11 protein-coding genes and 2 pseudogenes are annotated in these 14,213 nt (G+C 71.3%); 6 read left to right on the top strand and 7 right to left on the bottom strand.

Going from position 1 to position 14,213, the window contains the following annotated elements; translation table 11 throughout:
• Positions 1 to 52: 52 nt before the first annotated feature.
• Both ACGFX9_RS05280 and ACGFX9_RS05275 read left to right on the top strand, forming a co-directional pair.
• Positions 53 to 448 carry a hypothetical protein gene (locus ACGFX9_RS05280; RefSeq protein ID WP_393464817.1) on the top strand — a complete coding sequence of 132 codons (396 nt, stop codon included), beginning with the start codon at positions 53 to 55 and terminating at the stop codon, positions 446 to 448.
• Between the two features lie 129 nt (positions 449 to 577).
• Positions 578 to 2,026: a S28 family serine protease gene (locus tag ACGFX9_RS05275; protein WP_393464813.1), complete on the top strand. Its 1,449-nt coding sequence runs from the start codon at positions 578 to 580 to the stop codon at positions 2,024 to 2,026.
• Positions 2,027 to 2,099: 73 nt separating this feature from the next.
• Here ACGFX9_RS05275 and ACGFX9_RS05270 read toward each other — a convergent pair whose 3' ends face one another.
• The 3 genes and pseudogenes from ACGFX9_RS05270 to ACGFX9_RS05260 all read right to left on the bottom strand — a co-directional run.
• Positions 2,100 to 2,741 carry a hypothetical protein gene (locus tag ACGFX9_RS05270; RefSeq protein ID WP_393464810.1) on the bottom strand — a complete coding sequence of 214 codons (642 nt, stop codon included), beginning with the start codon at positions 2,739 to 2,741 and terminating at the stop codon, positions 2,100 to 2,102.
• A gap of 121 nt (positions 2,742 to 2,862) precedes the next feature.
• Positions 2,863 to 4,704, bottom strand: a complete 1,842-nt coding sequence (locus tag ACGFX9_RS05265) for a glycoside hydrolase family 3 protein (protein WP_393464807.1) — start codon at positions 4,702 to 4,704, stop codon at positions 2,863 to 2,865.
• 613 nt (positions 4,705 to 5,317) lie between these two features.
• Positions 5,318 to 6,226: pseudogene (locus ACGFX9_RS05260) on the bottom strand (LysR family transcriptional regulator); the annotation flags it as partial.
• A 92-nt stretch (positions 6,227 to 6,318) separates the two neighbouring features.
• Here ACGFX9_RS05260 and ACGFX9_RS05255 point away from each other — a divergent pair.
• Positions 6,319 to 7,302, top strand: a complete 984-nt coding sequence (locus tag ACGFX9_RS05255) for an EamA family transporter (RefSeq protein WP_393464804.1) — start codon at positions 6,319 to 6,321, stop codon at positions 7,300 to 7,302.
• Here ACGFX9_RS05255 and ACGFX9_RS05250 read toward each other — a convergent pair.
• The 4 genes and pseudogenes from ACGFX9_RS05250 to ACGFX9_RS05235 form a co-directional block, all read right to left on the bottom strand.
• A pseudogene (locus ACGFX9_RS05250) lies at positions 7,256 to 7,972 on the bottom strand (sugar phosphate isomerase/epimerase family protein); the annotation flags it as partial. The gene ACGFX9_RS05255 and the pseudogene ACGFX9_RS05250 overlap by 47 nt on opposite strands.
• On the bottom strand, positions 7,969 to 8,919 hold the full coding sequence (locus ACGFX9_RS05245) for a GNAT family N-acetyltransferase (RefSeq protein WP_393464801.1): 951 nt from the start codon (positions 8,917 to 8,919) through the stop codon (positions 7,969 to 7,971). The pseudogene ACGFX9_RS05250 and the gene ACGFX9_RS05245, both read right to left, overlap by 4 nt.
• 108 nt (positions 8,920 to 9,027) lie before the next feature.
• A complete protein-coding gene (locus ACGFX9_RS05240) occupies positions 9,028 to 9,591 on the bottom strand; it encodes a Uma2 family endonuclease (protein WP_393464798.1) in 564 nt (187 codons plus the stop codon).
• Between the two features lie 46 nt (positions 9,592 to 9,637).
• Positions 9,638 to 10,693 carry a LacI family DNA-binding transcriptional regulator gene (locus ACGFX9_RS05235; RefSeq protein ID WP_393464795.1) on the bottom strand — a complete coding sequence of 352 codons (1,056 nt, stop codon included), beginning with the start codon at positions 10,691 to 10,693 and terminating at the stop codon, positions 9,638 to 9,640.
• Positions 10,694 to 10,815: 122 nt separating this feature from the next.
• On the opposite strand from ACGFX9_RS05235, the gene ACGFX9_RS05230 reads away from it, so the two are divergent.
• The 3 genes from ACGFX9_RS05230 to ACGFX9_RS05220 are packed head-to-tail and all read left to right on the top strand — an operon-like array spanning position 10,816 to position 13,987.
• Positions 10,816 to 11,982 carry a Gfo/Idh/MocA family protein gene (locus ACGFX9_RS05230; RefSeq protein ID WP_393464792.1) on the top strand — a complete coding sequence of 389 codons (1,167 nt, stop codon included), beginning with the start codon at positions 10,816 to 10,818 and terminating at the stop codon, positions 11,980 to 11,982.
• Complete coding sequence (locus tag ACGFX9_RS05225; RefSeq protein WP_393464789.1) at positions 11,979 to 13,136, top strand: dihydrodipicolinate synthase family protein; 1,158 nt, start codon at positions 11,979 to 11,981, stop codon at positions 13,134 to 13,136. The genes ACGFX9_RS05230 and ACGFX9_RS05225 overlap by 4 nt, the downstream gene beginning before the upstream one ends.
• Positions 13,133 to 13,987: a sugar phosphate isomerase/epimerase family protein gene (locus ACGFX9_RS05220; RefSeq protein WP_393464787.1), complete on the top strand. Its 855-nt coding sequence runs from the start codon at positions 13,133 to 13,135 to the stop codon at positions 13,985 to 13,987. The genes ACGFX9_RS05225 and ACGFX9_RS05220 overlap by 4 nt, the downstream gene beginning before the upstream one ends.
• Positions 13,988 to 14,213 lie beyond the last annotated feature (226 nt).

Raw genomic sequence — 14,213 nt, 5'->3', positions numbered from 1 at the left:
GTCGGCGTCCGTACATCAGTACGCTGATGCGGAAGTGGCAGGAGGGGAACCGGTGAGCAGTGGACGCATACGGCGGCGCATCGCGCTCGGTGCCGCCGTCCTCGCGGCCGCCGTCCTGCTGGGCGTGGTGGGCGCAGGCACGGCGCAGGCCCAGGCGCAGGCGGGCCGCTGCGGCGGGCACAAGGTGCGCACGCTTCCCTTCAGCACCGGCAAGGTCGTGGTCTACAAGAGCCGCGGCTATGTCTGCGCCATGACCGTCGCCAAGCGCCCCGGCGCCCGCAAGACGATGTCCGTCAGCGTCCAGGCCCGCGGCAACCGCCCGGCCAGGGACAAGGGCCGCTACACCCATCACGCGGGCCCCGTGACAGTGCACGCGGGGCATCGGTGCGTGTGGGTGAAGGGCGCGGTCGGCCGAGGGAGCGCCAGCTCGGGCTGGATCCTGTGCTGATCCTGCACTGAGGCACCTGCCCGCATTTGTGCCGTACTGCGTCCTGGTGTGACGCAAGAGCCCCTAGTAGTGAGCGAGTTGCTCCGATAAGTTCCGGCGGACGCAACCGTGAACACAAGGGGAGAGTGCATGCGCAAGGCGCTCAGATGGCTGCTGTCGCTCGTGGTGCTGATAGGCATCGGCTCCGCGGGCACAGTGAGCGCGGCAGGGGCGGCCACCGCCGCCGAGCCGCGGGCCACCGACAGCAAGTCGACGGACAGCACGGCGACCGACATCAAGGACCGGCTCCTCGCGATACCGGGCATGAGCCTGATCGAAGAGAAGCCCTATGCCGGCTACCGCTACTTCGTCCTCAACTACACCCAGCCGGTCGATCACCGGCACCCCTCCAAGGGCACCTTCAAGCAGCGCCTGACGGTGCTCCACAAGGACACCGCCCGCCCGACGGCCTTCTTCACCAGCGGCTACGGAGTCTCCACCAACCCCAGCCGCAGCGAGCCGACGCGGATCATCGACGGCAACCAGGTCTCCCTGGAGTACCGCTACTTCACGCCGTCCCGCCCCGAGCCCGCCGACTGGTCCAAGCTCGACATCTGGCAGGCCGCGAGCGACCAGCACCGCATCTTCAAGGCGCTCAAGCCGATCTACGACAAGAAGTGGGTGGCGACCGGCGGCTCGAAGGGCGGCATGACCGCCACGTACTACGAGCGCTTCTACCCGCGTGACATGGACGGCGTCGTCGCGTACGTCGCCCCCAACGACGTGGTGAACAAGGAGGACTCGGCCTACGACGAGTTCTTCAAGACGGTCGGCACCAAGGAGTGCCGCGCCAAGCTGGAGGCCGTCCAGCGCGAGGCGCTCGTGCGCCGTGAGCCGCTGGAGAAGAAGTACGCCGCGTTCGCCGAGGCCGGCGGCTACACCTTCAAGACGGTCGGCAACCTCGACAAGGCGTACGAGGCGGTCGTCCTCGACATGGTGTGGGGCTTCTGGCAGTACCAGCCGGAGTCCGCGTGCGCGGACGTCCCCGACGCCAAGTCCGCCTCGGACCAGGTGATCTTCGACTACATCGACGCGGTGGGCGGCTGGTCCTCCTACGCCGACCAGGGCCTGACCCCGTACACGCCGTACTACTACCAGGCCGGTACGCAGCTGGGCTCGCCCGACATCACCCAGCCCTGGCTCGGCGACCTGAGCCGCTACGGCTACCAGCCGCCGCGCAACTTCGTGCCGCGCGACATCCCGATGAAGTTCCAGTCGGGCGCCATGAAGGACGTCGACCGCTGGGTGCGGCACAACTCCCAGCGCATGCTGTACGTCTACGGCGCGAACGACCCGTGGGGCGCCGAGCCGTTCCGCCCCGCCAAGGGCGCGAAGCACGACTCGTACGTCTTCACCGCGCCGGGGGCCAACCACGGCGCGAACGTCGCGGGCCTCGTCCCTGCCGAGAAGGCGAAGGCGACGGAGCGGATCCAGGCCTGGGCGGGTGTCTCCACCTCGGCTTCTCCCAAGCCGCTGGCTCCGTACGACGCGAAGCTCGACCGCAAGGACGAGCGGAAGCAGCTGACTCTGCGGCCGTAGGGCGCCGTTGATCACCGGCTTCGCCGGGTTCGTCCTCAAACGCCGGACGGGCTGTTCACCGCCCGTCCGGCGCTCACACCCGCACCGCGCACCCCACCGGCTTCCCGCCCCCCAGCGATACGTACAACTGCGTCGCGTCGGGGCACAGGGCCCGCTCCGAGACGGCCACCGTCACCCGGTACTCCGGGGCCTTCGCGCCCGACCCGTCGCACGCGGTCTCCCGCACCTCGCCCCGCCCCGCGCTGTAGACGCAGTCCCCGACGACCGTCCGGGGCCCGCCCCCGCCCCCGGGGTCCCCGGGATGCGGCTCCTCCAGGTTCCGCATGCAGGCGTAACCCCGCGGCACCGCCCCGTTCCCGTTCTCCTCCGCCGCGGGCCGGTCCTCGCTGATGTGCAGGACGAAGTCCGTGCGTGCCGGGCAGGAGGGGCCCTCCGTGACCTTGCCGTCGTAGCGGGCGATGACGCGCGCCGCGGCCCGCTCGCTCGTGCACGGCACCTCCGCGTAGGTCTCGCGCCCCCGTGAACCGCACTCGTCCACGGCGAGGAAGACCGCGCCGTGCCCTGACGACACCGAAGCGGACGGCTCGCGGCCGTCGAGCCGCCCCGACGAACCCGGCCCCGGATCGTCCGACTTCTGGCACCCCGTCACCCCGCCGAGCAACGCCACCACCGCGAGCAGCGGCAGCGCTGTCGTCCTGCCAAACACGGCAAGCATGGCAAGCATGGCAAACCCCCCGATTGTGCACCCAGCGTGGCCCGCCGGAGCGGGCGCACGCCAGGTGCGCGGGGGGCTTTGGGTCAGGTGGAGGGGGTGAACCGGGGGCGCTGCGTACGGATCAGTACGTCAGGCCGTACCCGACCGGGTACAGCACCTGCGCCGGATCGTCCGCCCGCTGCACCGGCACGGGCAGCCGTCCGTGCGGCTCGGCGCGCCCCGCGATCACCCGTACCGCGGCGCGCAGTTCGACATCCGTCCAGCAGTACGCGGCCAGCGACGCGCCCACCGCGGGCAGGCGTGCCACGTCGTACGGGTTGCGGATCGCCAGTGCGATGACGGGGACGCCGGTGGCGACCAGCGCCCGCACCAGGGCGACCTGCGCGCTGCCCGCCCCGACGTTGTACGTGCCCACGAGCACCGCGTCCTTGCCCGCGGCGGCGGCCACCGCTTCGGCGATCTTCGCGGCGGAGGGGGCGGTGCCCGTCGGCAGCACCGTCGGCGAGAAGCCGAGGTCCGTCAGCTCACGCCCCAGAATGGTCGTCGGCGGTCCTGTCGTCCCCGACGGTGACGCCGGGTCCGCGCCCACCACGAGTACGTTCCGTCGCGTACGCCGCGACAGCGGGAGCAGCCCGTCCTTGTTCAGGAGCAGCGTCGTCGTCTCCTCGGCGATCCGGTCGGCGGCGGCGAGGTGCGCGCGGGTGCCGACCGTACGGTCGACGCCGCGCGAGGTGACGTAGGGGTCGGAGAACAGGTCGAGTTTCGCCTTGAGACGCAGGATGCGCAGCAGCGACGCGTCGAGCCTCTCCTCCGTCAACTCGCCATCCCGCACGGCCTGGAGCACCGCGTTCCAGGCGATCTCCGGCTTCGGCGGGTTCAGGAGCTGGTCGACGCCCGCCTTCAGGGCGAGCACCGGCACGCGGTCGTCGCCGTACTTCGTGCGGACGCCCTGCATGCCGAGCGAGTCCGTGACGACGACGCCGTCATAGCCGAGTTCCTCGCGCAGGATGCCGGTGAGGATGGGGTGGGAGAGGGTGGCCGGGTCCTCGGCGGGGTCGAGGGCGGGGACCACGATGTGCGCGGTCATGATCGAGTCGATGCCCGCGGCCACCGCCGCGCGGAACGGCGGGGCGTCGAGCGTCTCCCACTGCTCGCGGGTGTGGTGGATGTAAGGCAGCTGCGAGTGGCTGTCGTCCTTGGTGTCGCCGTGCCCGGGGAAGTGCTTGGCGGTCGAGGCGATGTCCGCGCCCTGATAACCCTTGACCTGCGCGGCGACCAGGCCGGCGACCGCTTCGGGGTCGGAGCCGAAGGAGCGTACGCCGATGACGGGGTTGGCGGGATTGACGTTCACGTCGGCGACCGGGGCGTAGTTCTGCCGGATGCCGAGGGCGCGCAGTTCGGTGCCGGCGATGCGGGCGGCCTTGCGCGCGGTGGCCTGCGAGCCCGCGGCGCCCAGGGCCATCGCGCCCGGAAGCAGCGTGGCGGGGATGCCGACGCGGGCCACGGCGCCGTGCTCCTGGTCGGTCGAGATGAGCAGCGGGATGCGGGCGGTGGGGGACTGCTCCGGGGCGTCGGGGGTGAGGGCGGCGCGCTGGATGCCGTTCGAGAGGTCGGCGATCTGGTGCGGGGCGCGGGTGTTGTGGGCCCAGCCGAAGTAGATGATGCCGCCGAGGTGGTACTTGGCGACCGCGTCCGCGGCGGTGCGTACGCCGAGTTCCTCCAGGTTGGCGTCGATGTCCGCCTGGTCGGGCTCCGTGGCGGAGTGACCGTACACATGCATCACGAAGAGCTGGCCGACCTTCTCCTCGATGCTCATACGGGAGATGAGCTCGCGCAGCTTCCGGTCGCGGGCCCGGCCCTGGTCGCCGCTGCCCGCCGCGCGGGCGGCCGGGGCGGCGAGCGCCGTGGCGGCGACGGCCGTGGCGGTGAGCAGCGTGCGTCTCGATGCGTTTCGGTGGGACATGTGTGCTCCTTCGGGGGCGGAAGCCGGACCGGAGCCGGGCTGGGGAAACCGGCTGAAGGAAACTTTCCGAGATTCACGGATATCCCGAAGATTTCTGCCAGTCAAGGGACCGGGCAGCCGTGGTGAAGAAGCGGGGCGGAGAGAGGGGCCGTCACCGGCGCTGTTGAAGGGGGGCGCACCGGTGACGGCATGCTGTCGGCCGCAGGCGGCAGAGAGGGTGGTCAGCGTTCGCAGCCAGCAGCGATGCCGACACCGCCTCGCGGAGACTCACCCGGCAGCACGCTGCTTGGACGCCGGTCCGCGTGCGGGGGTTCCCCGCTGGGGGCGTTTTCCGGAAAGTGGTGCGGGTGGGGGTGGTGGGGGGTCAGTGGGGGCGCCCCGCCGTCACGAGAGGGGGCTCTGTGGTGCGGGGTTCCGTGGCGTTGGGCTCTGGGGTGCGGGGTTCCGCACCGGCGGGCCGCGTGGCGTTGGGCTCCGTGGTGCGGGGTTCCGTGGCGTTGGGTTCCGTGGCGTTGGGTCGCGTGGCGTTGGGCTCCGTGGTGTGGGGTTCCGTGGTGTGGGGTTCCGTGGCGTCGGACCCCGTGCCGCCAATCCCCCCGGCTTCCGGCCGCCCCCGGACCCCCGCCGCCTCCGGCCACCGCGCCTGCAGCGTTCGGACCGTCTCGGCGATCGCGGGGCGCCGTGACGCTCCCGCCCGCCACAGCGCGTACAGCCGCCGCACCGGCAGCGGATCCAGCCGCACCGTGACCGCGCCGTCCGGTATCGGGCCCCTGCCCAGGCGAGGGATCAGCGCGATGCCGAGCCCCGCGGCGACCAGCGCGACCAGGGTGGGGTTCTCCTCCGCCATGTGCGCGATGTCCGGCTCGCAGCCCGCCTCCCGGAGCGTACGGACCAGCCACTCGTGGCAGACAAGACCCGGCGGCTGCGTGATCCACCGCTCGCCCTTCAACTCCTCGCGGCGCACGGAATCCCGCCCCGCGAGCCGGTGGCCCGCGGGTACGACGAGGTCGCAGTAGTCGTCGCCGATGACGGCCTGTTCGACGCCGGGAGGCGCCGGCAGCGGCGCGATGTCCCAGTCGTGCACGACCGCCATGTCCACCGCGCCCTTGGCCACCAGGTCCACGGAGAGATGCGGGTCGATCTCCGACATCCGGGCGTCGAGCGCGGGATGCCGACGCGCGAGATCCGCGAGCACACCCGGCAGCAGGCCACGCGCCGCCGAGGCGAACGCGGCGATGGACAGGCGCCCCGCGGGCACCCCGCGCCGCTCTTCGAGCTCCGTCTCCGCGCGCTCCACGATCGCCATCAACTCCTGCGCGGTGGCCGCGAGATGGCGCGCCTCCTCGGTGAGCGCGACACCCCTGCCCCGCCGTTCGAGGAGAGTGGTGCGGGTCTCGCGCTCCAGCTTGGCTATCTGCTGGGAGACGGCGGAGGGGGTGTAGCCGAGCGCGGTGGCGGCGGCGCCGACCGTGCCGTGCACGGATACGGCGTGCAGAGCGCGGAGCCGAGCGAGATCGAGCACGTGAGAGCCACCCCATTCATCAGCGTTGCTTCATCCCATCATGCAGAGATCCGCGCTGGTCCTACATGGTCGCGCCGGGTGATCCTCGACGCATGCGACCCGCACATGTCCTTCTGGCCGTCCTCGTCACCGCCGTATGGGGCGTCAACTTCGTCGTCATCGAGGTGGGCCTCGACCACTTCCCGCCGCTGCTCTTCTCCGCCCTGCGCTTCCTGGTGGCGGCGCTGCCCGCGGTCTTCTTCGTGGGGCGGCCCAAGGTGGCCTGGAAGTGGATCATCGGGGTCGGACTCGTCCTGGGGGTGGCCAAGTTCAGCCTGCTGTTCATCGGCATGGACGCGGGGATGCCCGCCGGGGTCTCGTCCCTGGTCCTCCAGATCCAGGCGGTGTTCACGGCCCTCTTCGCCTTCGTGGCCCTCGGTGAACGACCGGGCCGCGTACGGACGTTGGGCATGCTGATTGCCCTGGCGGGCATCGCCGTCGCCGCGGTCGACGAGGGCGAGGCGGGCCCGCTCACGGCCTTCGCCCTGCTGATCGGCGCCGCGGCCTGCTGGGGCGCCTCCAACGTCCTGACCCGCAAGGCGTCCCCGCCGGACGCGCTGAACTTCATGGTGTGGGTGAGCACGGTCCCGGTCCTGCCGCTGCTCGGGATCTCGCTGCTCTTCGAGGGCCCGTCGGCGGACCTCGCCGCCCTGCGCTCACTGGACTGGCAGGGCGCGGGCATCATCGTCTACGTCGCCTGGATCACGACGGTCTTCGGCTTCGGCGCCTGGGGCTATCTGCTGCGCCGCCACCCCGCGTCGACGGTGGCTCCCTTCTCCCTCCTGGTCCCGGTGTTCGGGATGTCGTCGGCGGCGCTCTTCCTCGACGAGTCGGTGAGCCCGCTGGGGTGGTGCGCGGCGGCGCTGCTCGTGGGCGGCGTGGGACTGACGTCCCTGGCCGGTGTCAGGCGTCGCGGTTCAGCAGCCGCGACAGGAAGTCCCGCCCCGGGCCGAGGAGTTCAGGAAGCGGCGCCGCGTCCTCGTACCACCGCTTCTCGTACTCCCAGCACAGCCAGCCGTTCCGCCGCTCCTCGCTGAGCAGCACGTCCACGCACTCGGCGAGCGGCAGGACTCCCTCGCCGAGGCCCAGCGGCGTCGTGTCGTCGGCCGACGCGATGTCCTTCACCTGTACGTAGCCGAGGTACGGCCCGAGCGCCGCGTGGCTCTCGGCGGGGGACTCGCCGCCGAGCCAGGTGTGCATCACGTCCCACAGGGCGCCCAGGTGCCGGTGGCCGACCGCGCCGAGCACGCGGGTCGCGGCGGCGCCGGTGCGGTGCGAGTCGTGGGTCTCCAGGAGGATGCGTACGCCGTAGTCGGCGGCGTACTCGGCCGCGGTACCGAGCCGCCGGGCGGCCGTCGCGTCGGCCTCATCCGCGCTCTGTTCGGTGCCGCCGCCGGGGAAGACGCGGATGAAGGGGGCGCCCAGGTCACGGGCGAGGGTGAGCAGGGACCGTATGTCTTCGAGGACGGGTTCGTCGTCACCGGGCGCGGCCACGCGCGCGTACCCGGCGACACCGAGGATCTCGACGCCCGCGGCCTTGAACTGGGCGGCCACATCGGCGCGCTCGGTCAGCCCGAGCCCAGGGTGGACCGGCTCTTCGGGGTGCGCGCGCAGTTCGACGCCGTCGTAGCCGTGGGTGGTGGCGAGACGCAGCACGTCGGCGATCGGGAGTCCGGGTACGCCGAGCGTGGAGAAGGCGAGTTTCATGACTCCGACCCTAGGGGCAGCCACCAGTCCTGCCCCAAGAGATCGACTCCAAACGAGCGGTGCGGTTTCTCGTCGACGAGGACGAAACCGTGCCGCTGGTAGATGGCGCGGGCCGAGCCGAGGATGTCGTTGGTCCACAGGACCATCTCGCGATAGCCCACCTCGCGGGCGAAGTCGACGCAGGCGCCGACCAGCCGCGCCCCGATGCCGTGCCCCCGCGCGTCCGGCTCCACGAGCAGCAGCCGCAGCCTGGCTGTCCCCGGCGCCTCGTCGCGTACGCACATCACGCACCCCACGGGCCGCCCGTCGAGCTCGGCGATCCACACCCGCTCCAGGTGGGGGTCGTGATCCTCGGCGAAGTCGGCGATGATGCGGGCGACCAGGCCTTCGTAGTCGGCGTTGAACCCGTACTCGGCGGCGTACAGGGCGGCGTTGCGCTGCACGATCCACCCGAGATCCCCGGCCCCGGGCTCCCGAAGAACCACCTCGGGGGTCTGCGTGACCCTGCCCTCCTCCAGGATCTTCCGCACGGTCCGCATGGCCTCGGCGAGCCGGCTGCGCTGGTCGGGCGCCACGGTGGAGAGCAACGACCCGACCGCCTCGCTCGACCGCTCGTCAAGGAGCGCTGCGGCCTCGCGCCCCCGGGCGGTGAGCGTGATGCTCTGGCGCCGCGGATCACGCGCGGAGGGAGCACGCTCGACGAGCCCGGCCTTCTCGAACTTGCCGAGGAGGCGGCTCAAGTACCCGGCATCGAGGGTCAGTTCGGCCCGCAGGTCGGCCGCGTCGGTGCGCGTCGAGTGGGCGAGTTCGTAGATGACGCGGGACTCGGTGAGGGTGTACGGGACGTAGGTGTGGCGGCTGTAGTCGAGGGCACCGATGAGGTTGGTGTAGAAGCGGTTGAAGGCGCGGATGTCACGGATGGGAGCGTCGGGGGCGGCATGCGGCATGGAGTCACTCCGGAGACCATCGGACTGGTTCACCTTTGACTGAGTCAACGGTACGCCGCGCCGCGCTCGATGGCCACGCCTTGCCGTGTCCGGGAACGCGGGCTCAGGTCAGTCCAGGTCTCCGGCCTTCGGGAAGCCGTCCGTCGTGATGGTGATGTCGCGCCCCTGGAGAGGCAGGACCAGGTCCTGGCCGAAGGGGGTCTTCGTCGCGTCCTCGTAGGTCCCGGTCCCGGTCGGGCCGCGGTGGACGGTGCAGACGCCGTCCTCGGGGTCGATGACCACGTAGAGGGGGATGCCGCATTCCGCGTAGAGGTGGAACTTCTTGGCGAAGTCGTTGTCCCGGCTGCTCCGCGAGACGACTTCGATGACCGCCTCCAGGCTGTGCCACTCGAAGCGGCCGCGACTGTTGCGCTCGGCTCCGGGGGCGACGATCGCGAGGTCGGGCGCGTAGCCGTACTGGCTGGAGGGGAAGTCGATCATGACGTTCGAGAGGGTGGCTCCGCGACGGGCGAGCTGCTGTTCGATCTGCGGGGCGGCCTCAATGATGACGTCCCACTGGTACTCACTTCGCGGCGTCATGATGATCTTCCCGTCGGTGATCTCGACGCGGTAGCCGCGGGGAAAATCGACGCCGTCCAGTACGTCCCAGGCGCTCGGTGCATCCATGGCCATGGCGGTGGGCCTCCCCTTCCCCGGTGATGTCAACGACATCAAGCCCTCACCGACACGGCGGCGCCGTAGACCCCCGCACCATCAGCTCGGCCCCGATCGTCGCCACGCCCCCGGGCGGCGGCGCCTCCGCGCCCGTGGCGAGGCGGCCCGCGCGGGCGCCCGCCTCGTGCAGCGGCAGTCGTACGGTCGTCAGGGCGGGGACGGCGTCCACCGAGAAGGGCAGGTCGTCGAAGCCCGCCACCGAGATGTCCTCGGGAATGCGCAGGCCGCGCTCGCGCAGGGCCGCCGCCGCGCCCAGGGCCACCGTGTCGTTGGCGGCCACGATGGCGGTCAAGTCCGGTGAGCGGCGCAGGAGTTCGAGGGTGGCTTCGTAGCCAGACTGCCGGGTGTAGGGGCCGTGGACGGTCAGTTCGTCCTGGTCGCCCTTGCCCCCGGCAGCCGCGAGCGCGTCCCTGTGGCCTTCGAGCCGGTGCCGCGTGGTCGTGCGCTCCCTGGGGCCCGCCACGTAGCCGATCCTGCGGTGCCCCAGGTTCAGCAGATGCTCGGTGAGCCGTCGGCCCCCGTTGCGGTTGTCGAAGGTGAGCGTGGCCGTCGCCGCGTCCGAGTCCACCAGCGGCGGCCGTCCGCACAGCACGATCCGGGTGCCCGCGTCGGCGAGCCGCGCCAGCTTCGCGGACATCGCCGCCGCGTGCCCGGGATCTTCCAGGGCGCCGCCGGTCAGGACGACCGCGGCGGCGCGCTGGCGTTGCAGCAGCGTCAGATAGGTGAGTTCGCGCTCCGGGGAGCCGCCCGTGTTGCAGACCACGGCCATCCGCTCGCCGCCGGCGCGCCCGCCGGGACCGCCGATCTCGGACTGGACGGCGCCCGCCATGATCCCGAAAAAGGGGTCGGCGATGTCGTTCACGAGGATGCCGACCAGGTCGGAGGTGGCCGCGGCGAGCGAACTCGCGGGCCCGTTGAGTACGTAGTCGAGGTCGTCCACGGCCCGCAGCACGCGCTCCCGGGTGGCCGCGGCCACCGGGTAGTTGCCGTTCAGTACCCGGGAGACGGTAGCGGGGGAGACCTGGGCGAGGGCCGCCACGTCCGCCAAGGTCACGGTCATCTCGTCGTCCTCCGGTCACGGCTCGCTGGTCCGAAGCTCTTGTCCGAACCTTGTGCGGCAGGCTAGCTTCTCCAGTGATAGAAAGCGCTTGCTATGCGCCTACGGCGTACGGAGGGACTGCTGTGACTCGCAAGACGGTGCGCATCGCCATGAACGGTGTGACGGGACGAATGGGCTACCGCCAGCACCTCGTCCGATCCCTGCTCGCCCTGCGTGAGCAGGGCGGACTCCCCCTGGGCGACGCCGAGGGCACGGTGCTGTGGCCCGAGCCGGTCCTCGTCGGCCGCAGGGAGCACGCGCTGCGGGACATCGCGGAGCGCCACGGACTCGACCCCGAGAAGAACGTCTCGACCGACCTGGACGCGGTCCTCGCCGACCCAGCCGTCGACATCTACTTCGACGCGCAGGTCACCTCCGCGCGCGAGGAGTCACTCAAGCGGGCCATCGCCGCGGGCAAGCACATCTACACGGAGAAGCCGACCGCGACCAGCCTCGCCGCGGCCCTCGAACTGGCCCGCCTGGCCGAGTCCGCCGGCATCAAGCACGGCGTGGTCCAGGACAAGCTCTTTCTGCCGGGCCTGCTCAAGCTCAAGCGCCTCATCGACGGCGGCTTCTTCGGCCGGATCCTCTCCATCCGGGGCGAGTTCGGCTACTGGGTCTTCGAAGGCGACTGGCAGAGCGCCCAGCGCCCGTCCTGGAACTACCGCGCCGAGGACGGCGGCGGCATCGTCGTCGACATGTTCCCGCACTGGGAGTACGTACTGCACGAGCTGTTCGGCCGCGTACGCACCGTCCAGGCGCTGACGGCGACGCACATCCCGCAGCGCTGGGACGAGCAGGACAAGCCCTACGACGCGACGGCGGACGACGCCGCGTACGGCATCTTCGAACTCGAAGGCGGCGCGATCGCGCAGATCAACTCCTCCTGGACGGTCCGCGTCAACCGCGACGAACTGGTCGAGTTCCAGGTGGACGGCACGGAGGGCTCTGCGGTCGCGGGCCTGCGCAACTGCCGCGTACAGCACCGCGGTTCCACCCCGAAGCCGGTCTGGAACCCCGACCTGCCCGCCACCCACTCCTTCCGCGACCAGTGGCAGGAGATCCCCGACAACCAGGAGTTCGACAACGGCTTCAAGGCGCAGTGGGAACTGTTCCTGAAGCACGTGTACGCGGACGCGCCCTACCACTGGGACCTGCACGCGGGCGCGCGCGGCGTGCAGCTCGCCGAACTGGGCCTGAAGTCCTCAGCGGAGGGCCGCCGCATCGAGGTTCCGGAGATCGCCCAGTGACGGTTCTGCTTCCCGGCCCGGACGGCACGACGTACGCGTACGAGCCCAACCGCACCCCTGCGGTCAGCCTGGCCGCGTCCACCCCACTCACCTCCCGCACGGTCTTCTCGGCAGCACACGTGGTCGCGGACCCCCGCGCCGACGTCTCCCCGGACTCCCCGGCGGCCGTCGACTGGGACGCGACGCTCGCCTTCCGCCGCCATCTGTGGGCGCAGGGCCTGGGCGTGGCCGAGGCGATGGACACGGCCCAGCGGGGCATGGGCCTTGACTGGAAGGGCGCGGCGGAACTGATCGAACGCTCGGCGGCGGAGGCGAAGTCGGTCGGCGGCGCCATCGCCTGCGGCGTCGGAACGGACCAGCTCACGGCGCCGGCCGACCTGCCGACGGTCGTCGCCGCGTACGAGGAGCAGCTGGCCCTGGTCGAGGCGAGCGGAGCCCAGGTGATCCTCATGGCCTCGCGGGCGCTCGCCGCGGCGGCCACGTCGCCGGATGACTATCTGTCGACGTACGGCCACCTTCTCCGTCAGGCGAGCGAGCCGGTGATCCTGCACTGGCTCGGCCCGATGTTCGACCCGGCGCTCACGGGCTACTGGGGGAGCGAGGACTTGGACGCGGCGACCGACACCTTCCTGGAGGTCATCGCCGCGCACCCCGACAAGGTCGACGGCATCAAGATCTCCCTCCTCGACCCGGAGCGCGAGATCGCCCTGCGCCGCCGCCTACCGGACGGCGTCCGCTGCTACACGGGCGACGACTTCAACTACCCCGAGCTGATCGCGGGCGACGACCGGGGCTTCAGCCACGCTCTGCTGGGCATCTTCGACCCGCTGGCTCCGCTGGCGGCGGAGGCGGTGCGGTTGCTCGACACCGGTGACACGAAGGGGTTCCGCGCCTGCCTCGACCCCACGGTCGAACTCTCCCGCCACCTCTTCCAGCCGCCCACCCGCTTCTACAAGACGGGCGTGGTGTTCCTGGCGTGGCTGGCGGGCCACCAGGAACACTTCACGATGGTGGGCGGCCTCCAGTCGGCGCGTTCGCTGCCGCACCTGTCCCGGGCATACGAACTGGCGGACGCCTTGGGCCTGTTCCCGGACCCGACGCTCGCCGAGTCCCGCATGAAGAACCTGCTCACTGTCTACGGAGTCCCGCAATGACCGAGGCCCTGGCGCGTTTCTCCATCAACCAGATGACGGTCAAGCAGCTGTCACTGCCCGAACTGGTCGCGGCCTGCACGGATTTGGGCATCCCGGGGATCGGCCTCTGGCGAGCGCCGGTCCAGTCGTACGGAATCGAGAAGACCGCCAAGCTCATGCGCGACGCGGGTCTGACCGTCACCACCCTCTGCCGGGGCGGCTTCTTCACCGAGATCGACCCGCACGCGCGCGTGAAGGCCATCGAGGACAACAGGGCGGCGATCGACGAGGCGGCGACGCTCGGTACGGACACGCTGGTCCTGGTCTCCGGAGGGCTACCGGCCGGCAGCAAGGACCTGGGCGGGGCACGGGAGCGAATCGCCGACGCGCTGGCGGAACTCGCCCCCTACGCGGCATCGCGCGGGGTCCGCCTGGCCATCGAGCCCCTCCACCCGATGTTCGCCTCGGACCGCTGCGTGGTCTCCACCCTGACCCAGGCCCTGGACCTGGCGGAACGCTTCCCCGCGGATCAGGTGGGGGTCTGCGTGGACACGTACCACGTGTGGTGGGACGACCAGGCCCCCGCGCAGATCGCCCGCGCGGGGCGCGGGGGTCGCCTCCACGCCTTCCAAATGGCGGACTGGGTCACGCCGTTGCCGGAGGGAGTGCTGAACGGGCGGGGCCAGCTGGGGGAGGGGTCGATCGACATGCGGGAGTGGAGGGGGTACGTGGAGGGGGCGGGGTACGGGGGCCCGATCGAGGTGGAGCTGTTCAACGAGGCGTTGTGGGCGGGGGATGGCAAGGAGCTCCTGGCGGAGACGGCGAGGGGGTACCTCCGGTACGGGTCCCCTGCGGGGGGCTTGAGCGGGTGACGTGCGCCCCCGGGGCGCCGGCGGGGGCGGTGCGTCCCCCGCAGCACCCCCGCCACGAACAACCTCTCCCACCCACCCGCCCGATCACCCCGCATCCAGCCCTGAACGAACAAACCTTTCCCGCCCACCCGCCCGATTGCCCCGCAGCGTCACCCTTCACGAACGAGCCTTTCCCACCCGGCCGCTCGATTGCCCCGCAGCACGACCGATTGGCTGCAGTCGGCAG

Origin of the sequence: Streptomyces sp. NPDC048436 (genome assembly GCF_043200355.1) — a bacterium.
GTDB lineage: Bacteria > Actinomycetota > Actinomycetes > Streptomycetales > Streptomycetaceae > Streptomyces.
The sequence above is the reverse complement of the archived record's forward strand: the minus strand, read 5'-3'. Positions and strand labels throughout refer to the sequence as shown.

Excerpts from the sequence above, each read along its gene's own strand:
- ACGFX9_RS05245 (WP_393464801.1), bottom strand. The coding sequence starts at position 8,919 with ATGCCGCATGCCGCCCCCGACGCTCCCATCCGTGACATCCGCGCCTTC.
- ACGFX9_RS05270 (WP_393464810.1), bottom strand. The coding sequence starts at position 2,741 with ATGCTTGCCGTGTTTGGCAGGACGACAGCGCTGCCGCTGCTCGCGGTG.
- ACGFX9_RS05240 (WP_393464798.1), bottom strand. The coding sequence starts at position 9,591 with ATGGCCATGGATGCACCGAGCGCCTGGGACGTACTGGACGGCGTCGAT.
- ACGFX9_RS05265 (WP_393464807.1), bottom strand. The coding sequence starts at position 4,704 with ATGTCCCACCGAAACGCATCGAGACGCACGCTGCTCACCGCCACGGCC.
- ACGFX9_RS05255 (WP_393464804.1), top strand. The coding sequence starts at position 6,319 with ATGCGACCCGCACATGTCCTTCTGGCCGTCCTCGTCACCGCCGTATGG.
- ACGFX9_RS05235 (WP_393464795.1), bottom strand. The coding sequence starts at position 10,693 with ATGACCGTGACCTTGGCGGACGTGGCGGCCCTCGCCCAGGTCTCCCCC.
- ACGFX9_RS05275 (WP_393464813.1), top strand. The coding sequence starts at position 578 with ATGCGCAAGGCGCTCAGATGGCTGCTGTCGCTCGTGGTGCTGATAGGC.
- ACGFX9_RS05220 (WP_393464787.1), top strand. The coding sequence starts at position 13,133 with ATGACCGAGGCCCTGGCGCGTTTCTCCATCAACCAGATGACGGTCAAG.